Origin of the sequence: Streptomyces sp. NPDC087422, assembly GCF_044744145.1 — a bacterium.
Classification (GTDB): Bacteria; Actinomycetota; Actinomycetes; order Streptomycetales; family Streptomycetaceae; genus Actinacidiphila.
Genome location: NZ_JBIUXT010000002.1, coordinates 25568 through 44246, shown reverse-complemented (window position 1 = coordinate 44246; position 18679 = coordinate 25568). Strand labels below are relative to the sequence as shown.

The 18679-nt window shown below is 73.6% G+C and carries 14 protein-coding genes; 7 read left to right on the top strand and 7 right to left on the bottom strand.

Annotation, left to right across the window (positions count from 1 at the left end; all coding sequences use genetic code 11):
• Positions 1-36: 36 nt before the first annotated feature.
• Positions 37-819 (bottom strand): CAP domain-containing protein, encoded by a 783-nt coding sequence (locus tag ACIO6U_RS06065; RefSeq protein ID WP_401715960.1) that lies wholly within the window; start codon positions 817-819, stop codon positions 37-39.
• A 320-nt stretch (positions 820-1139) separates the two neighbouring features.
• On the bottom strand, positions 1140-1703 hold the full coding sequence (locus tag ACIO6U_RS06060) for a hypothetical protein (RefSeq protein ID WP_401715957.1): 564 nt from the start codon (positions 1701-1703) through the stop codon (positions 1140-1142).
• A gap of 35 nt (positions 1704-1738) precedes the next feature.
• Between ACIO6U_RS06060 and ACIO6U_RS06055 the strand changes: the two genes are divergently transcribed.
• Both ACIO6U_RS06055 and ACIO6U_RS06050 read left to right on the top strand, forming a co-directional pair.
• Entirely contained in the window at positions 1739-2437 is a 699-nt protein-coding gene (locus ACIO6U_RS06055; protein WP_355348469.1) for a response regulator transcription factor, read from the top strand.
• Positions 2434-3801 (top strand): ATP-binding protein, encoded by a 1368-nt coding sequence (locus ACIO6U_RS06050; RefSeq protein WP_401715954.1) that lies wholly within the window; start codon positions 2434-2436, stop codon positions 3799-3801. The genes ACIO6U_RS06055 and ACIO6U_RS06050 overlap by 4 nt, the downstream gene beginning before the upstream one ends.
• A gap of 59 nt (positions 3802-3860) precedes the next feature.
• On the opposite strand, the gene ACIO6U_RS06045 is transcribed toward ACIO6U_RS06050, so the two are convergent.
• Positions 3861-5015, bottom strand: coding sequence for a cytochrome P450 (locus tag ACIO6U_RS06045; RefSeq protein WP_401312370.1), 1155 nt, complete (start codon positions 5013-5015; stop codon positions 3861-3863).
• Positions 5016-5470: 455 nt separating this feature from the next.
• Entirely contained in the window at positions 5471-6784 is a 1314-nt protein-coding gene (locus ACIO6U_RS06040) for a ricin-type beta-trefoil lectin domain protein (protein ID WP_401715950.1), read from the bottom strand.
• A 423-nt stretch (positions 6785-7207) separates the two neighbouring features.
• Between ACIO6U_RS06040 and ACIO6U_RS06035 the strand changes: the two genes are divergently transcribed.
• Both ACIO6U_RS06035 and ACIO6U_RS06030 read left to right on the top strand, forming a co-directional pair.
• Positions 7208-9490: a DUF4139 domain-containing protein gene (locus ACIO6U_RS06035; protein WP_401715949.1), complete on the top strand. Its 2283-nt coding sequence runs from the start codon at positions 7208-7210 to the stop codon at positions 9488-9490.
• A 3-nt stretch (positions 9491-9493) separates the two neighbouring features.
• A complete protein-coding gene (locus ACIO6U_RS06030; protein WP_401715947.1) occupies positions 9494-11212 on the top strand; it encodes a mucoidy inhibitor MuiA family protein in 1719 nt (572 codons plus the stop codon).
• A 33-nt stretch (positions 11213-11245) separates the two neighbouring features.
• Here ACIO6U_RS06030 and ACIO6U_RS06025 read toward each other — a convergent pair whose 3' ends face one another.
• A complete protein-coding gene (locus ACIO6U_RS06025) occupies positions 11246-12421 on the bottom strand; it encodes an epoxide hydrolase family protein (RefSeq protein WP_401715944.1) in 1176 nt (391 codons plus the stop codon).
• A 248-nt stretch (positions 12422-12669) separates the two neighbouring features.
• Between ACIO6U_RS06025 and ACIO6U_RS06020 the strand changes: the two genes are divergently transcribed.
• The 3 genes from ACIO6U_RS06020 to ACIO6U_RS06010 all read left to right on the top strand — a co-directional run bounded on the left by ACIO6U_RS06020 (position 12670) and on the right by ACIO6U_RS06010 (position 15937).
• Positions 12670-14208 (top strand): alkaline phosphatase family protein, encoded by a 1539-nt coding sequence (locus ACIO6U_RS06020; RefSeq protein WP_401715941.1) that lies wholly within the window; start codon positions 12670-12672, stop codon positions 14206-14208.
• Positions 14209-14356: 148 nt separating this feature from the next.
• Positions 14357-15238 carry an alpha/beta fold hydrolase gene (locus ACIO6U_RS06015; protein WP_401715938.1) on the top strand — a complete coding sequence of 294 codons (882 nt, stop codon included), beginning with the start codon at positions 14357-14359 and terminating at the stop codon, positions 15236-15238.
• 315 nt (positions 15239-15553) lie between these two features.
• Positions 15554-15937, top strand: coding sequence for a PPOX class F420-dependent oxidoreductase (locus ACIO6U_RS06010; protein WP_355348495.1), 384 nt, complete (start codon positions 15554-15556; stop codon positions 15935-15937).
• A gap of 36 nt (positions 15938-15973) precedes the next feature.
• Here ACIO6U_RS06010 and ACIO6U_RS06005 read toward each other — a convergent pair whose 3' ends face one another.
• Positions 15974-17782: a gamma-glutamyltransferase family protein gene (locus tag ACIO6U_RS06005; protein ID WP_401715936.1), complete on the bottom strand. Its 1809-nt coding sequence runs from the start codon at positions 17780-17782 to the stop codon at positions 15974-15976.
• A 200-nt stretch (positions 17783-17982) separates the two neighbouring features.
• Positions 17983-18654: a DUF4232 domain-containing protein gene (locus tag ACIO6U_RS06000; protein ID WP_391050013.1), complete on the bottom strand. Its 672-nt coding sequence runs from the start codon at positions 18652-18654 to the stop codon at positions 17983-17985.
• Positions 18655-18679: the final 25 nt, after the last annotated feature.

The window sequence follows — 18679 nt, the reverse complement described above, 5'->3', positions numbered from 1 at the left end:
GGCACCGGGCGGGAAGGAAGTAGGAGGCGGCGACGGTCAGTTGGAGAAGTCCTGCGTCATCCAGACCGTGCCGGAACCGTCGCGGTAGACGTCGATGCCGATGTGCGTGTAGCCGCTGCTGAGGATGTTGCGGCGGTGGCCGTCGTCGGGGGCCTTCTCGTCGAGCATCATCTGCGTCAGACCGACGGCGCTCGCGGCGATCGCGGAGGCGGAGGAGCCCACACCGCCGCCCTCGCCGATGTTCTCGCCCGCCGACGTCCAGTGCACCCCGGCGGCCGTCTCGCGGTCACCGAAGGCCGGTTCGCCCGGGCACTGGTGGGACAGGCCGCAGCCGGACGCCATCACCTGATTGTGCGCGGCGGCACTCTTGTTGAGCCCTTCGAGCAGCGTGTACGGGGCGAGGCCCTCGGCGGCGCGATTGCGGTTGATCAGGTCGAGCACCTGCTGCACGGCGTCGCCGGCGCTCGGCGGGTTCGTCGCGGCGGGCGGTGCGGGAGTCGTCGCCGAGGGGCTGGGCGCCGCCGTCGTGGGCGCGGTGGTCACCGGGGTGCCGGTCGGCGTGGCCGTCGGCTTGGGGCTCGGCCGTCCGGGGCGCGGGCGGTGCGTGGTGGAGATGGTCGCGGCGGGGGCGGTGGGCCGGAAACCGGCCGGCTTGCCGCCGGGCCTGTGCCCGGCCGACGCGCTCGTGTCGCCGGAGCCGGAGCCGGACCCGGAGTCGCTGTGCCCGGCGGTGGGCGACCCCTGATGCGGCGCCCCGAGGCAGGCGAAGGCGGTGCCGCCACCGAGTACGGCCAGAGCCGCGGCTCCGGTCACCGCCATGCGTATCCGCGGCTTGCGCCTCGCCCTGTGCTGGCCATGGGCGGAGTTACGGGAGTGGGCACGGCGGGACGAACTCATCGCTGGCACCTCGTGGTGGGGGAGACGTGTCGTGAGGGGGACCCGCTCACAGGAACGGTCCGGCGGGCACGACCCTAGGCGGCCGGAGCCGTCCGATCAGCCGCCCCAGCCCAACTTCACGTTCCCCTAAGGAAAGCCGCAGATTCCGCTGAGCCCCGCCCCCGGCCGGGCGTCCGCAGGACCGCGGACACCGCTGAGCCCCGCCCCCGGCCGGGCGGGCGAAGAACCGCGGACACCGCGCCTCACCAGGACACCTCGCTGGTGACCTCCTTCGCCTGCGGACGCAGCGTCGCCGTCAGCTCCGAGCGGTGGCGCGCCCCGGTGAAGGTGATGGTGAGGGTGTCCGGCGCGCTCTGCCGGGTGCTCGTGGTGAAGCCGATCGCGGGCACCGCCGAGACCAGGCACACCGCGTCCGCGCCGAACCGTATCGACGCCTGACCGCCCGTCGACTCGAAACTGTGCGTCCCGGCGCCCCCTTCGCAGTCCGGCGGCCGGGAGGCGGTCGACGGCGGCGCGGCCGGCGCGGAGGACGGGCTGGTCGCGGTCGCCGTCGGGCGACGGGTCGAGGGGGACGGCGACACCGCGGGCTTGCGGGTCCGCGTCGGCGACTGCCGGGGCGTGGCCGTCGGCGAGCCGATCACCACGGAACTGGGCGAGTTGGTGGCGATCCCGGCCGCCACATCCCGCGCGGACGGCGGCAGCGGCGCCGTCGAACCCACCACGAAGCGCACGGTCAACGACACCGCCGTGACGGTGAGGACCGTGCACGACAGCCAGATCAGGAAATGGCGCAAGGACCGGGGCACCGGGCCATCATGGCCGATCCGTTACGGTGTGCCGCATGGCGAGCGTCCTTGTCGTAGAAGACGATCCCGGCATACGTGCCGAACTGATCGGGATACTCACCCGCGACGGGCACGAAGTCCGCAGCGCCGCCGACGGATTCAGCGGATTGCGCGAGGCGACCAGAACGCCGTTGGACGCGGTGATCCTCGACCTCGGGCTGCCCGACCTCGACGGCGGCGACGCGCTGCGCATGATCCGCGGCATCTCCCGCGTACCGGTCCTGATCGTCACCGCCAGGGACGACGAGGCCGAGATCATCCGGCTCCTCAACGCGGGCGCCGACGACTACCTGGTCAAACCCTTCTCTGGCGGACAGCTCACCGCGCGCCTCGGCGCCGTCCTGCGCCGCTCCGCGGGCCCCGACGGCAGGACCGGCGCCCCCAATCTGCGCGAGCCCGTCACCCTCGGACCGCTGCGCATCGACCCCGGACCCCGCACCGTCCACCTGCACGGACACGAAGTCCCCCTGACCCGCCGCGAGTTCGACCTGCTGTCCTTCCTCGCCGCCAACGCCGACACCGTCGTGTCCAAACGGCACATCCTCACCGAGGTCTGGCGCGACCCCTACGTCGAGGACCAGACCATCGACGTCCACCTGTCCTCCCTGCGCCGCAAACTCGGCGAGAGCGCGGCGGCACCGAGCCTGCTGCGTACGGTGCGCGGCGTCGGCATCAAACTGGTGACCCCGCGGTGAGAGGGACCCTGGCCAGGGTCGCCCTGGCCGTCACCTCGATGGTGGCCCTGTCCTTCCTCATCCCGCTGGGCCTGCTGGTCCGCTCCGAGGCCCGCAACCAGGCGATCATCGCCGCCGAGCAGCGCGCCGCCGCCCTGGCGCCGGTCCTCACGCTCACCGACGACCCGGCCGCCGTACGGCAGGCCGTCTCGGGCCTCGACCCGTCGGGAAACCTGGCGGTCCACCAGCCCGACGGCCGCTCCATCGGCGCGGGCCACGCACCCCACTCCCTGCTGGTGCGCGCACAGCACGACGGCGAGTCACTGGCGCAGGACCTGCCGGGCGGCGGCTGGGTCTACCTCCAGCCGGTCGTGCTGCCGCAGGGCCGGGTCGCCGTCGTCGAGGAATTCGTCCCCGAAGCCGAGCTGAACCGCGGGGTGAACGCGTCGCTGACCGTGATGGCGCTGCTCGCCGTCGGCCTGGTCGTCGGCTCCGTCCTGGTCGCCGACCGCCTCGCCTCCCGCGTCGTACGGTCCTCCCGCAACCTCTCCTGCGCCGCCAACGCGCTCGGCCGCGGCGACCTGGAGTCCCGCGTCGACCCCATGGGGCCGCCGGAACTGCGCGAGGCCGGGCAGGCGTTCAACGCCATGGCCGCACGCATGCTGGAACTCCTGGCCGTCGAGCGGGAATTGGTCGCCGACCTGTCCCACCGTCTCAGGACACCCCTGACCGCCCTCCAGTTGGCCACCGAACGCATGGGTACGGGACCGGACGCCGCCCCCGTGGCCGCCGCGGTCGCCCAGCTCGAAACACAACTGCACGCCGTCATCACCGCGGCCCGCACACCGCTGGCCGTCGGACACATGGGCGCGCCCCAACTCGACCGGCCCGAGCAGGTGTTGTGCGCCGCCACGGTGATCGTCCGCCGCCGCGCCGGATTCTGGACGACGCTCGCGGAACAGCAGGGCCGTCCCTGCCTGGTGGAAGTGACCGGCGAGGACGCCCTGATCGACCTGCCGGAGGACGACCTCGCCGCCGTCATCGACGCGCTCGTCGGCAACGTCTTCCGGCACACCGCGCCCGGCACCGCCTTCGCGCTGCGCCTGGTGCGCGCCGCCCAGTCCGTCACCCTCACCGTCGAGGACGCGGGCCCCGGCATCCCGGACCCCGACGACGCCCTCGTCCGCGGCGCCAGCACCGCGTCCACCGGCCTCGGCCTCGACATCGCCCGCCGCGCCGCCGCCGCGACCCGCGGCGCGCTGGACATCGACCGCGGCCCGATGGGCGGCACCCGCGTCGCCGTCCGCTTCGGCCTCGCCTCACCGCCGCCCAAGCGCGGACCGCTGCACCGCAGGCGGGCCCGCCTGCGCAAGTCGCCGGTCTGACGCGGCGGCCACGAAGGAGTCCTGCCCCGCGGCCGAGGGCGTGGGCCGCGGTGGCCGATTCAGCGCTCGGGAGCCGGTACCGCTCGCGCGGTGAGCCGGGTCCAGCCGGCGGGCGGCGCCAGAAGCGTGCGCACATGCGGCCTGCGCGTGCGCAGCCGCACCTCGCCCCGGTAGCCGCTCAGGATGAGGTGGCCGAGGTGTTCGAGCGCCCTGACGGCGAAGCCGCTCGCCGGACACATGCCCTCGCCCTTGCCGAACGGCAGGTAGGACCGCCGCTGTTCGTCGGTCGGCCGCTGCCAGCGCGAGGGGCGGAAGTCCAGCGGCGCCTCCCAGACGGCCGCCGACCGGTGGATCGCGTGCGTGCCGATCAGGACGTGCTCGCCCTCGCGGACCTCGGCCCCGGCGATCTCGTGGTCGGCGGCGGCCACTCTCATCAGCCGCCAGGCGGTCGGATACAGGCGCAGCGCTTCCCTGACCAGGTGGTGGACCTGCTCCCGCCGCACCGTCGGGGTGTTGTAGCCGTGCCGGACCCCGAGCAGCACCACCCATTCGAGCGTCACGCCGGTGAAGCCGACCGTGGACAGCACGAGGCGTTGCAGCACCTGCGCGCGATCGGCCGTCGACAGCTCGCCGGGCAGCCCCAGCACGAGGTCGACCAGATCCCGCGCTCCGTCCTCCTGAGCGGACAGCCGCCCGAGCTGTTCGGCGAGCCCGGCCCGGACGGCGGGCACCGTACGGTGCGAGCGTCTCAGCACATGGCCGACGACGTCGTCGGCGACCACACTCGACGTCACATACGTGTCGACGAGCGCGTTGATCGCGGTGTGGCTCCGGTCCGCGATGACGGGGGCGAAGTACCGCCGGACCACCTCGACGCCCCAGCGCTGGTGCCGCAGACGGCCGCGACCGTCACACACCTCGCCGAGAGCCGCGCCGAGGTCGAAGGACGACGCGGGATCGTGCCGGGCCAGGACCCTGAGCAGTTCACGCGAGGCTTCGCCCCTGACCGCCGGGGGCAGGGACTCCGGCCCGAGACGGAAGAACCCGGACTGGGACAGATAGTCGCCCGCCTGCTCGACCAGCACGTCACGGGCCGCGTCGGCGTCGGCCACGAACAGGGTGCCGAAGCGCAGCCGGAACGGCCCGTCACGGCCCGCCGCCTGCTCCTCCCACCGCCGCAGGTCCGGCCACAGACTCTTCCTGTCGAGGAACACGGGTCGCCCGCCTTGTCGGATACGGGACGGAACGCGCGCCGCGTACGGCCGCCCGTCCCGTCCCCGCGCGGAGAAGACGTCAGGCGTTGTGCCCGTACCTGTCGCCGTACTGGTTGCGCCGCGCACGCGCCTCACCGCTGAGCGCGCGAAGGCTCCTGACGATCCATGACATCGTGGCCGTCCTCCTTGTCGGTCCGAGTGGTGCCCGGTCCTGCTGCGGGCGTCAGTCCTGCTGCCCGTAGCCGACGAAGTACCCGTGCCACCGTGCGCGCATCTCGCCGCTGAGCGCCCGAAGGCCGCTGGTCACCCATGACATGGCGTACTCCTTGTCGGTCGGTGCTCCCGGAAGGTGACGGTACTCCCACGAGCGAACCGGGCGAACCGCCGAAACCGGCCAAAGACGGCGCGAGGCGCGTCCGGTGGACCGGGCACGCCCCACGCCGTCGGACCAGGGGTCAGCCGAAGATCCACTTCTGGTTGGCGGCCCCGCCGCACGTCCAGGTCTGCAACCGCGTCCCGTCCGCCGACGCATTGTCCTTCGCGTCAAGGCACTTGTCCGCGCCCGTGTTCGTCAGGTCGTGGGCGTCGGTGTACTTCCACTGCTGCGCCTGGGTGCCATTGCACGTGTAGAGCTGCACGACCGCGCCGTCCGCCGTCGAACCGCCGTCCACGTCGAGGCACTTGCCCAGCGCCCGTACCGTCCCGTCGGCGCCGAGCGTCCACTGCTGGGCCACATTGCCGGTGCAGTCGTGGAGCTGGACCGGCGTACGGTCGGCCGACGAGCCGCCCGCCACGTCCACGCACATGCCGCCGATGCCCTTGATCGAGCCGACCCGGTCGGAGCCGCCAGACCCGCCGGACCCGCCGGTGCCGCCGCCCGCCGTCGTGCCGGAGCCGCTGTCCCACTGCGACGCCCGTACGTAGTCGACCGTCATCGTCTGCGGGAAGGACGTGGAACCGTCGGGCGAGCCCGGCCAGTCACCGCCGACCGCCAGGTTGAGGATCAGGAAGAACGGGTGGTCGAACACCCACGTGTTGCCGCCCGCGTCCGACGGCGTACGCGTCTGGTAGACCGTGCCGTCCACCGTCCAGGTGATCGCGCTCGGGCTCCAGTGCACACCGAAGGTGTGGAAGTCGTCCGCGAAGGCCGCGCCGCCGGGCAGTGTGTACGGGGACCCGATACCGGCCGCGCCCGAGTAGCCGGGGCCGTGGATCGTGCCGTGGACGGTGCCGGGCTCCCGTCCGATGTTCTCCATGATGTCCAGCTCACCGCTGTGGGGCCAGCCGACGCTGCCGATGTCGCTGCCCAGCATCCAGAACGCCGGCCAGATGCCCTGGCCGCGCGGGATCTTGATGCGGGCCTCGAAGTGACCGTACGCCTGCGTGAAGGTCGAGGCCGTGTTCAGCCGCGCCGAGGTGTACTTACAGGGTCCGTACCAACAGGACAGCCCGGTGTCGGAGTTGGGCCGTGCGGTGATCACCAGGTGCCCGTCGCCGTCGAGAGCGGCGTTGGAGGTGCTGTCGGTGTAGTACTGCAACTCGTTGTTGCCGTTGCCCGAACCACCCTTCTCATGCGTCCACTTGGCGGGGTCGGGCGCGGTGCCCGCGGGGCCGTCGAACTCGTCGGACCAGGTCTGCCGGCCCTCGGCGGCGTCCGCCCTCGACGTGCCGGGACCGGTCGTCGCCACCAGGACGGCGGCCACCAGAGCGGCGGCGACCAGGACGACCAGTCCGCCGAGCGACCATCTGCGTGCGCGGTGTGCAGCCATGGGTTACGTACCTTGTCTGTGGGGGAGATCAGGGTTCGCGTCGGCGGCGGCCGGGCGTACGGCGTCGGGGGGAGGCGGGGGCCGTGGCCGGGGGAGCGCTCTCACGGGAGCGACGACCGCCGCCGACGGCCCCGATGCTACGCACGGTCACCCTGCCCGCCAACCCGCCCGGACAGCCGCCCGCACGCCCGTGACGTGCCCGAACTGCGAGGACGCCGATCGGCCCGAGGCGCTGATAAGCCGCTCTTAACCGGCCCTTAAGACACGGCGTTCGTGATCGTCCGTCACCGGCCGGACCTCCCGCGCCGCCGGACCGGCACCGACCCTCGGCATGCCCAGGAGGACTCGGCTAGGGTACGGACGAGTCCGGGCCCCGAGACGTGACGGGCAGACCGGCCGCGGGCCGAGCGTGGGGGAGACAAGGTGGGCGCAGCCGTTCCGAGCGGCCCGGATGAGCCGAACGAGCCGTCCGCCGCTGAGTCCGAGGTGACCTCCGTCGTCGTGCACGCCTCCGGAGCGGTCGTCACCCGCCGCGCGCGCGTCACGGTGCCGACCGGAACCGCCGAGACCACCGTCCGCGTCGAGGGCCTGCCGCCCACGCTCTACGAACAGTCGCTGCGCGGCCGGGTGGTGAACGGACCGCACGGGCTGCGCGTGACCGACGTACGGCTGGACGTCGGCGCCACCGTGCACCGGGGCGAGCAACTGCCCTCGCTGCGGCTGGACCTGGAGGACGCCGAGGACCAGCAGTCCCGGCTCCAGGACCGCAAGTACCGGCTGGAGAGCGAGATCGAGGAGGTGGCGGCGCTGCGCGCCGAGCCGCCGCAGCCGCGCAGGGGCGACCCGCCTCGCTGGGCGCCGGTCGAGTCCTTCCTCGCCCTGGCCGGATTCGTCGACACCCGACTCGGCTTCCTGCACGAGCGGTTGCGGGCCACCGAGGACCAACTGGCGCGCGCCGACCACGACGTGGACGTCCTGCGGGCGCGACTGCACCAGTCGTCCACCGCCCTGAGCGCCGAGCGCACCGACCCGGCCGTCGGCGCGGTCGTGACGCTGGCCTCCGAGGTGACCGACGCGGCCGACGTACCGGACGCGTCGGCCGACGAACCGGACGCGCCCGAAACCCGCGAGGACACCTCCCCGACCGGCGAGGCCGGGACACCCGCCGACGCCCCGGCCGAGATCGACGTCGAGGTCGAGTACCACGTCCCCGGCGCCACCTGGGTCCCCACCTACCAACTCCGCCTGGACGGCACCAGCGGCGCGGGCACGCTCGTCCTGCGCGCCTGCGTCGCCCAGCGCACCGGCGAGGACTGGTCGGGCGTACGTCTCGGGCTGTCCACCGCGGACCTGCTGCGCCGCTCCGACCTGCCCGAACTGCGGTCGCTGCGGATCGGCCGCGCCCAGCAGGAACCGCAGACCCCCGGATGGCGCGAACCGCCGCCAGGGCTCGCCGAGTTGTTCACCGGCTACGACGGCGCCGCCGCGGCCCACCCCGCCGCGTCGCGCGGTCCGGCCCGGCCGTCGGGCCCGGGCGCCCCCAGGTCCATGAACGCGTGGCTCGGCGGCGTCGAGGACGACCTGGAAGAGGCCGACCTCTCGCCGGACCTGGCGGCGGGCGGCGCGTACGGACCCGCGGAGCCCGGCGGCGCGGCCGAGGCCGTCGGCTACGGCGGTTCGTTCGGCGGCCCGGTGCCCGCACCGGGAGCGGCGCCGCCCCCGGCTCCGCTCCCCGCCGCGGCGCCCATGTCCCAGGCGCACGCCGAGCCCGCGACGGACCGCGCACGCGGCAGGTCGGCGCCCGTCGCCCGCAGCGCCCGGCGCAAAACCGCCGCGCCGCCCGTACCGCCGCCGTCCACCGCGCCGTCCGTGGACATGCTCGACTACGGCCGCCTGACCGTCGCGGGTCCCGACGCTGGCGCCGAGCGCGGCACGCTGCGACCGGAAGCCGCCCCGATCGCCACCGTGGTCACCGAGTACCGGCGCAGGGCCGAGACCGTCGGCCGCCTCCCGCAGCCCGCGCACGCGGTCGACGTACGGACCTCGGCCGGCTCCTTCGACTACCGCTTCGACACCGCCGCGCCCGCGGACGTGGTGTCCGACGGCGCGTGGCACATCGTGCCGGTCAGCGAGGTGCCGGTCGTCACGGAGTCGCTGCACGTGTGCGTCCCCGCGGTGGACACGGCCGTCTTCGGCACCGTCCTGGTCACCAACACCTCCCCGCACGCGCTGCTCGCAGGTCCGGCCGATGTCATGGTGGACGGCGACTTCGTCCTCACCGCGGCCCTGCCGACCCTCGCCCCCGGACAGCGGCAGGCGGTCGGCGTCGGCGTGGCCGAGAGCGTCCAGGTGGCCCGCCGCACCCACATGCGCGAGTCCACCGCGGGACTGCGCGGCGGCACGACCGTCCTCGACCACACCGTGGAGATCGAGGTCGCCAACCGCCTGCCGTACCCCGTCGTCGTCGAGGTCCGCGAGCGCGTACCGGTGTCGACCGACAAGGACGTCCGTATCGAGGAGCACCGGGCGCGACCGGCCTGGACGGAACCCGAGGAACCGCTCACGGGCCAGGACGGCTCGTACGTCCGCGGAGCGCGCGTGTGGCGCGTGGAGTTGGCACCCGGCCGGACCACGACGCTCACCGGAGGGTTCGAGGTCCGCCTCCCCGCGGGCAAGTCGGTCGTCGGCGGAAACCGGAGGAAGTGAACCGTGACCACCCCGGAGACCCTGACCGACGGGACCGGCGCGCCCGGCGCCGATGACACGCCCGCCGAGCCGGACGCGCTCTTCCTCCCGGTCACCACCGTGACCTGCCTGGAGGACCGCGCCCAGGTCGAACGCACCGGCACCGCGCGGCTCACCGCGGGCGTCCAGCGCCTGCGGATCGGCCCGGTCACCCCGCTGACCGTCGACCGCTCCCTGCGCGCCGAGATCTCCGCGCACACCGAGGGGGACGACGACACGGACCTCGGCGCGGACGGTCCGCGCGTGTTCGACGCCCGCGTCATCCGCACCTACACCCCCGCGCCTCCCGGCGGGCCGGGTCCCGACGCGTCCGAGCTGCGCCGCGAAGTCGACTCCCTGGAACGGGAGATGCGCGAGGTCGGACAGCTGCGGCAGCGCCTGGAGAGCGCGCTGGCCGTGGTCCACCAGGCCAAGGCCGATCTGCACCGCGACATCGTGCAGGGCGCGGGAGCGGGCGCCGCCGACCCCGAGCGCTGGGCCGACCGGCTGGAGCGCGTGGACGAGGACGCCGAGACCCGGATCGGCGAACTCCACCGGCTGCGCCGCCGCGAGCACGACCTGAACGAGGAACTGCGTACGGCGCGTACGGCGTTGGCGGCCACCGAGACCGAACCCCCGGTGCTCACGGCCTTCGTGGAACTCGTCGTGGAGGCGCCCGAGGCCGGTTCCGCGCGGATCCGCGTCGTGAGCCTCGTCCCGTGCGCGCTGTGGCGCCCCGCCTACCGCGCGACGCTCGCCGCCGACCGCGACAGCGTCACCCTGGAGACCGACGCCTTCGTGTGGCAGGACACCGGCGAGGACTGGAACGGCGTACGGCTGTCCCTGTCCACCGCGCGCCCGACGCTCGCCGCGGCCCCGCCGGAGCTGACCGAGGACGTCCTGACCCTCAGGGAACGCACCGTCGAGGAGCGCCGGACCGTCGAGGTGGACCTGCGCGAGGAGGACGTCACGACCGTGGGCGGCGACTCGGCCGCCGACACCGCGGGCGGCGCGGGACCGCTGCCCGGCCTGCACGACGGCGGCGCGGTCCGCGTCCTGCACGCGCCCCGCCCCGTCACCGTCCCCTCCGACCGGCGCCCGCACCGCGTCCACCTGTCGGCCTTCACCGCCGCCTGCCGCACCGAGGACACCTGCGCCCCCGAACTGTCGCCCCTGGTCGTGACCACCGCGCGGTTCCCCAACGCCGCGGGCCACGTCCTGCTGGCCGGCCCCGTCGACCTGGTGCGCGACAGCGGCTACACCGGCCGGGCCACGATGTCCTTCGCCGGTACGGGCGAGGACGTACGCCTGTCCTTCGGCAGCCAGGACACCTTCCGGGTCGTCCGCCACACCGAGGAGCAGCGCGACACCACCGGTCTCGCCGGGATCAACCAGCGCACCGTGATCACCCGTCAGGTGCGGCTCTTCGTCTCCCGCCTGGACCAGCCGGGCGCCGAGCACCCCGGCGACGCCGACCGGCCGGGCGCCGACCTCACCCGCGAGGTCGTGATCCGCGAACGCGTCCCCGTCTCCGAGGTCTCGGCCGTCGAGGTCCGCACCCTGCCCGACCGCTGCCGCCCGGCGCCCGACGAGACCGACGACGACGGCATCGTCCGCTACGTCCAGCGCCTGGCTCCCGGCGAGCGCCGCGAGATCACCCTCGTCTACGAGGTCAGCGCGTCGAGCGCGGTGACCGGTCTGTGACGCGGCCCTGACGCCCTTACGCAGGACCGCCGTTCAGCCCGCTGCCGCCCGGTAGGGGCGGAAGAATTCGCGCAACTCCCGCGCGTACACCTCGGGTTCCTCGAACGCCGCGAAGTGGCCGCCGCGCGCGGGCTCGGTGACGCGTACGGCGTTGGCCGTACGCTCGAGCCAGGCCCGCGGCGGGCGGGCGATGTCGCCGGGGAAGAGCGAGAAGCCGGAGGGCACTTCGACGCGGCGGGTGAGCTGGGCCGACGGGATCGCGGAATTCGCGTGGTACATCCGCATTGACGAGGCGATCGTCCCGGTGAGCCAGTAGATGGTCACGTTGGTGAGGATCTCGTCCTTGGTGAAGCTCCGCTCGATGTCGCCGCCGCAGTCGCTCCACGCCCGCAGCTTCTCCACGATCCACGCGGCCAGCCCCGCGGGCGAGTCCTGGAGCCCGACGGCCGCGGTCTGCGGCTTCGTACGGTGCATGGCGGCGTATCCGCCCTCGGTCGCGCCCCAGGCGGCGGTCTGCTGGAACCAGGCGCTCTCCTCGGGTGTGAGGTCCGCCGGATCGCCCGCGAAGACGGGCAGGCCGCCGTCGGTGCGGTGGACGGCCACCACCCGGTCGGGGTGGTCGAGCCCGAGGTAGCGGCTCACATGGCTGCCGATGTCCCCGCCCGCCGCGCCGAACCGCGCGTAGCCGAGGACGTCCATCAGCTCCGCCCACAGGCCGCTGACGGCGACGGAGTCGAGCGGCCGTCCCGCGGCGGGGCGGTCGGAGTACCCGTAGCCCGGCATGTCGGGCACGACCACGTCGAAGGCGTCGGCCGGGTCGGCGCCGTGCGCGGCCGGGTCCGTGAGGAGCGGGACGACCTTCGCGTACCGCCAGAAGGAGTCCGGCCAGCCGTGGCTGAGGACCAGCGGCAGGACGGGCCCCGTGGGCGCGACGGCGCGGGCGTGGACGAAGTGGATGCCGAGCCCGCCGATCGGGGCCCGGAACCGGGGGAGCCGGGCCAGCGCCGCCTCCTGCGCTCGCCAGTCGAAGCCGTCCGCCCAGTAGGCGACCAGTTCGCGGAGGTAGTCCAGGTCGGTTCCGAGCGACCAACCCGCGTCCTCGGGCGCGTCCGGCCAGCGCGTCGCGCGCAGCCGGGTCCGCAGGTCGTCGAGCGCGGCGGCGTCGGCCCGCGGGGTGAAGGGTTCGGGGCGGGGCGGGGCATCGGGCATGGGACGCATGCTAACGCCGCGTACCCCGGCGGCCCCGGAACGGGGAGCGTGGCGAATCCGGACGTCGGCCACTGGTAGCCGACCGTTCAACAGGTGGTCTTCCGCAGGGGTCTGGCCTCCGCCCATGCGTCACGGAAAGATAACAGGTATGGACCGAACGGCCTCGATGTTCCGGGGCGTTCGGTCCCACTGGTGCCCTCCCGCACCGCGCGTCTCCGCCACCTCCGCCATGTCGAACGGAGCAACAGATGTCCGACCACGGGATCTCCCGCCGCAGCGTCCTCGCGGCCACCGCCGCCGTCGGCGCGACCGTCGCCGTCAGCGGCGTCACCGCCGCGACCCCGGCCGCCGCCGCGGCCCCCACGCTGCCGAACGGCACCAGCAAGGACAAGGTCCTCGTCGTGGGCATGGACGGCCTGCGCCACGACAGGATCGACGCGGCCACCGCCCCCCACCTCAAGTCCCTGATGGCGAACGGCACCTACGGCACCAGCCTGCTCTACGCGAGCCCGATGGCGGCCACCGTCTCCGGCGCCGGCTGGTCGACCATCGCCACCGGCGTGTGGCCGGACAAGCACGGCGTGAAGGACAACACCTTCGCGGGCAAGAACTACGGCGCCTACCCGGGCTTCATCAAGCGCATCGCGTCCGTGAAACCGGCCCTGTCCACGTACGTGGCCGTCGACTGGAAGCCGCTCGACGCGCAGGGCACCTTCACCGACGGCGCGGACGGCAAGGTCGTCTACGACGGCGACACAGCCGACTACACCGTCACCGACGCCCAGATCGTCGCCGACTCCGAATCGGTCCTGCGCGATCAGAACCCGGATGTCGCCTTCGTCTACTTCGGCAACACCGACGAGGTCGGGCACGCCTCGGGCGCCGCCAGCCAGGCGTACCTCAAGGCCATCGCCACCCAGGACGGCTACCTCGGCCGCCTGCTCGCCGCGGTCAAGGCCCGTCCCACCTACGCGAGCGAGCGCTGGACGGTCATCGTCGCCACCGACCACGGACACCTGGACGCGGGCGGCCACGGCGGCTCCACCATCGAGGAGCGGCGCACCTTCGTGCTCGCCCAGGGACCCGGCATCGCGGCGGGCCTGCGGCCCATCGACACCCGCCTGGTCGACGTGGCCGCCACGGTCTTCAAGCAGCTCGGCATCGTCCCCGCCGCCTCCTGGGGCCTGGACGGCAAGCCCATTCAGGAGCGCTCGACCGATCCCTTCGACACGCTGACGCTCTCACCGCGCACCGACGAGACCGGCATCCCCGCCGGGGTTCTGGGCTACACGCACACCACGCCCAGCGGCTGGTCGATCATCAACTCCGCGATGGGCACCGGCGGTGTCACCGAGTGGCGCGGCTGGTCCTTCGCCACCGACGAGTTCTGGTCCCGCGCCCAGGCCGACCAGTCGCGTGAACTCAACGTCCGCTCGCGCGGGGTCTTCGCGGTCGCCGACTCCGACGAGTGGGCCGACAAGTCCTTCTCCGGCACGTTCGACTCGACGCTCGTCACCCCCGCCCACGCGGTCACCGCGGGCTCCAAGGTGACCCTCGACTACGTCACGCACTACCTCCAGGAAGGCAGCCAGAAGGCCGAGATCCTCGCCTCCTGGAACGGCGGCACCCCGACGGTCGTCAAGACCTACACCGCCGACACGGTCGCCAAGGTGGAGTCCCTCACCCTGACCGCGCCCGAGGGCGCCTCCAGTGTCAGCTTCCGCTTCCACTACACCGGTTCCAACAACTGGTACTGGGTGATCGACGCGGTCAAGATCACCGCCTAGCCGCCCGATGTCCGGGCAGGGGGCGCCGCCACCGGCATCCGCGCCCCCTGCCCGCCCGACCCGGCACCTGAAGGTGCGGGAGAAGACGCAGGTCAGCCCCGGCCGAAAGCCGGATGCGAGGCGATCGGCCGAATGGCAGACTCCGCACATGCCCCATGCAGACGTCGCGCCCGGAGTGTCCCTCGCCTACGAGACCTTCGGCGACCCCGGCGATCCCGCCGTCCTGCTCGTGATGGGCTTCGGCGCCCAGATGATCTCCTGGCACGAGGACTTCTGCCGCGCGCTCGCGGACCGTGGCCGCCATGTCATCCGGTACGACAACCGCGACTGCGGGCTGTCCACCTCCTTCGACGCCCACCCCGTCGACATGGGCCGGTTCATCGCCGCGGTCGGCTCGGGGGACATCGCCTCCGCCCTGGCCATGGTCCCCTACACGCTCCAGGACATGGCCGACGACGGCCTCGGCCTGCTCACCGCGCTCGGCATCGACCGGGCCCACGTCTTCGGCTCCTCGATGGGCGGCATGATCGCCCAGACGATGGCCATCCACCGGCCGTCGCGGGTGCTGACCCTGACCTCGATGATGTCCTCGACCGGCGAGTCCGAATACGGCCGGCCGACCCCCGAGGCGCAGGCGGTGCTCTTCGCCCCGAAACCGGCCGACCGTGAAGGCTATGTCGCCGCGGCGGAAAGGGAGTTGGTGTGGGCCTCCCGGCGCTACGGCGACGCCGACGCCCTGCGCGACCTGGCCGCCCGCAGCTACGACCGCGCCTATCACCCCTCCGGCGTCGGCCGGCAGCTCGGCGCGATGATCCTCGGCGGCTCACGCGCGGACGCACTCCGGAAGCTCAAGGTGCCGACCCTCGTCATCCACGGCCTGGACGACACCCTGATCGGCCCCAGCGGCGGGGAGCGCACCGCGGAGTTGGTGCCAGGGGCCGAACTCGTCCTGATCCCCGATATGGGCCACGACCGCCCCCGTGAGCTGTGGCCCGAGATCATCGGCCTCGTGGCGGAGCACACCGCCTGAGCGATGACCGCGCCGCGGTCGCGCAGCGTCCGTCAGGTCGCGCAGCCCCGGCGGACCGGCCTCGCCCCCGTACGGCCCGGCGGTCGTATGGTCACCCCTCCAGGACGCCCTCGTCGACGAGGCGGTTCAGCCGCTCGGCCGGCGCCTCGCGCGGGATGCCGAGGTCGCGCGGACCTGGCAGGGTTCTCAGTGTGCACGCGTGTCGGTCCACGGATACGTCCCCGGACGCGGCCCTGGGCGGCCGTCCGCGTACACCACCAGAGCCGCCGACCCGTTCACCGGCGCACCCGCACCAGCCATCAGGAGCTGACCACGATGCTCGACCCCGACGTCCGCCGCGTCCTCGACGGCACCTCACTCGCCCACATCGCGACCGTCCTGCCCGACGGCGCCCCGCACACCGTCCCCGTCTGGATCGGCACCCACGGCGACCGCGTCACGATCTTCACCGGCCCGCGGTCCCGCAAAGCCCGCAATCTGCGCCGCGACCCGCGCGTGGCGCTCTCCCTCACCCCGGCCGACAACCCCTTCCAGCCGGTCGTCATCCGCGGCAAGGTCGTCGAATGGCTGGAGGGCGACGCCGTCTGGGAGATCATCGACCGGATGGCGACGAAGTACACCGGCGGCCCCTACTCGCGCGACAACGAGCTCGTCGTCGCGCTCATCGAGCCCGAGCACCAGAGCGTGGGCATGGGCTGAGGATTCCGCAGGGCCGCGCGCCGCCGTCCGGACGCGTCAACGTCCCACGGCGTAGCCCTGCATGCCGCGCGGATTCGCGGCGGCCGACAGCACGCCCGTCTCCGGATCGCGCGCGACGGCGGAGATCCGCCCCTCCGACCAGGCGCCGCCGACGCTCACCGCGTGCCCCCGGCGGCGCAGTTCGGCCACGACATCGGGACCCGTCCGCTCCTCGACGGTGAGGCTGCCCGGCGCCATGGCCCGCGGGTAGAAGGAGCCGGTGAAGCTGTCGGTGTGCCAGTTCGGCGCGTCGACGGCGCCTTGCAGGTCGTAGCCGCCGCGCACCCGGTCGCGGAGCGCCACGGCAAGGAAGAAGTGCACCTGCCACTGGTCCTGCTGGTCGCCGCCGGGGGTGCCGAAGGCGAGGACGGGCACCCCGTCCCGCAGCGCCAGCGACGGACTGAGCGTCGTGCGCGGCCTGCGGCCGGGGGACAGGGAGTTGGGCAGACCCTCCTCGACCCAGGTCATCTGGAGCCGCGTGCCGAGCGGGAAGCCCAGCTCCGGTATCACCGGATTCGACTGGAGCCACCCCCCGCTGGGCGTCGCCGAGATCATGTTGCCCCAGCGGTCCACGACATCGATATGACAGGTGTCGCCGCGCGTGCCGCCGTCCACCGCGACCGTCGGCTCGCCCGCCCCGGCCCCGGCCGGCACCAACCGCGCACCCGCGCCCTGCCCCGCGGCGGTCGCGTACGCGCTCAGCTTCGGCGTCCGACCCTCGGGGCCGCCGGGCCGCAGTTCGTACGAGGCCCGGTCACCGATGAGTTGGCGGCGGCCGGTGTTGTACGCGGTGGACAGCAGCGCGTCGAGCGGGACGTCCGACGCGTCGCCGTACCACGCCTCGCGGTCGGCCATGGCGAGCTTCGTGCCCTCGACCAGCCGGTGGACATACGCGGCGGACCCGTACGCGGGCAGGTCGGCGGCGCGCGACGGCAGCAGGGCGAGCTGCTGGAGGAAGGCCGGGCCCTGACTCCACGGACCCGCCTTGCAGACCGTCCAGCCATCCCACTCATACGTGGCGGGCTCCTCGTACGACGCGGACCAGCCCGCCAGATCGGCGGCCGTGAGCGTCCCGGTGTGCCGCTCGCCGCTGGTGTCCATGGTCGGACGGGCGGCCTGGGCGACGATCGCCTCGGCGACGAAGCCCTCCCGCCAGATCCGGCGCGCGGCCTCGATCTGCGCGACCCGGTCCCCGCCGCCGTCCGCCTCCGCCTCGGCGATCAGCCGCCGCCAGGTCGCGGCGAGCGCCGGATTGCGCCACAGCTCGCCGGGACGCGGCGCCTCGCCGCCCGGCAGATACAGCTCCGCGGACGTCGTCCACTCCGTCTCGAACAGCTCACGCACCGTCTCGACGGTCGCCGTGACGCGCTCGACCGGCGGATGACCGTCCGCCGCGTACCCGATCGCGTAACGCAGCACCTCGGCGAGGGACGCGGTGCCGTAGTCGCGCAGCAACGTCATCCAGGCGTCGAACGCGCCGGGCACGGCGGCGGCCAACGGCCCGGTACCGGGCACCAGGTCCAGGCCGAGCGAGCGGTAGTGGGCGACGGTCGCGCCCGCGGGCGCCACCCCCTGCCCGCACAGCACCCGTACCTCCCCCTCGGCGGGCCCGACGATGATCGGCACCTCGCCGCCGGGACCGTTGAGGTGCGGCTCCACCACGTGCAGCACGAAAGCACCGGCCACGGCGGCGTCGTACGCGTTGCCGCCGCCCTCCAGTACGGCCATCGCGCTCTGGGAGGCGAGCCAGTGGGTGGAGGCCACCATGCCGAAGGTGCCTTGGAGGGTCGGCCTGGTCGTGAACATGCGCTGCGCCTCTCTCGGGTCGGGCAACTCCCGTCAAGGCGCGTCCCGTTGCCCGCGTCGAGGGCCGTCCGCCGCCATGACCTGGCACATCACGGTGCCGCGTCCTTGCACGCAGGCTAGCGACCGGGAAGCGGCGGGTCCGCGGCGGTCCACCATCCGGGCCCGCGCGGGCCCTTGACGGTGCGTCAGGCGACCGGTCGTCAGCGCCGCACGGCGCCTATGGTCAGCGGGTGGATGCCCGTACCGGCGCAGTGCTCGGTCTTGTCGGCGAGGAACAGCGCCGCCTTCTGGTTCGGCGGATAGATCCGCAGCCCCTCGACCTTCGTCAGCTTGCACTGGTCGGCGCTGTAACCGCCCTGACCGTTGCTGTCGTGCAGCTCCGCGTACGCGGTCGCCTTCGGCGCCAGCGAGACGGTGCCGTGCGAACCGCCGTCACGGTCGGCCGCGGGACCGGCCTGCGCCCCGGCCGTCTTGACGTACGAGACGCCCGGATAGCCCGTCAGCGTGCACGCCGTGCTGCCGGTGTTGGTGAAGACGACCTTCGCGTGGTACTGCCCGGCGCCGACCTCGGCGTCCTTCAGCGCCACGCTGAGGTGGTCGCTGGCGCACGCGCTCGGCCCCGCCGCCTCGGCCGACGCGCCGCCGGAGCCGTCCGCCGACGACGTGGGCGTACCGCCCGGCGCGCTCTGCGTACCGTCGTCCGTCGTGGACGGCGCACCGGCGGACGGGGAGTCGGACGGCGCCGCGCTGACCGAGACGGACGAGCCCGCCGGAGCGGCGGACCCGCCGTCGTCCGAACAAGCCGTCAAGGTCAGGGCCGCCGTGGCCAGAGCCGCGGCGGGCACCATCACGCGTACGGACAGGCTGCGCATCGTGGGACCTCCGTGCGTCCTGGGG

Excerpts from the sequence above, each read along its gene's own strand:
- ACIO6U_RS06020 (WP_401715941.1), top strand. The coding sequence starts at position 12,670 with ATGTCCGACCACGGGATCTCCCGCCGCAGCGTCCTCGCGGCCACCGCC.
- ACIO6U_RS06040 (WP_401715950.1), bottom strand. The coding sequence starts at position 6,784 with ATGGCTGCACACCGCGCACGCAGATGGTCGCTCGGCGGACTGGTCGTC.
- ACIO6U_RS06015 (WP_401715938.1), top strand. The coding sequence starts at position 14,357 with ATGCCCCATGCAGACGTCGCGCCCGGAGTGTCCCTCGCCTACGAGACC.
- ACIO6U_RS06005 (WP_401715936.1), bottom strand. The coding sequence starts at position 17,782 with ATGTTCACGACCAGGCCGACCCTCCAAGGCACCTTCGGCATGGTGGCC.
- ACIO6U_RS06000 (WP_391050013.1), bottom strand. The coding sequence starts at position 18,654 with ATGCGCAGCCTGTCCGTACGCGTGATGGTGCCCGCCGCGGCTCTGGCC.
- ACIO6U_RS06010 (WP_355348495.1), top strand. The coding sequence starts at position 15,554 with ATGCTCGACCCCGACGTCCGCCGCGTCCTCGACGGCACCTCACTCGCC.
- ACIO6U_RS06025 (WP_401715944.1), bottom strand. The coding sequence starts at position 12,421 with ATGCCCGATGCCCCGCCCCGCCCCGAACCCTTCACCCCGCGGGCCGAC.
- ACIO6U_RS06065 (WP_401715960.1), bottom strand. The coding sequence starts at position 819 with ATGGCGGTGACCGGAGCCGCGGCTCTGGCCGTACTCGGTGGCGGCACC.
- ACIO6U_RS06055 (WP_355348469.1), top strand. The coding sequence starts at position 1,739 with ATGGCGAGCGTCCTTGTCGTAGAAGACGATCCCGGCATACGTGCCGAA.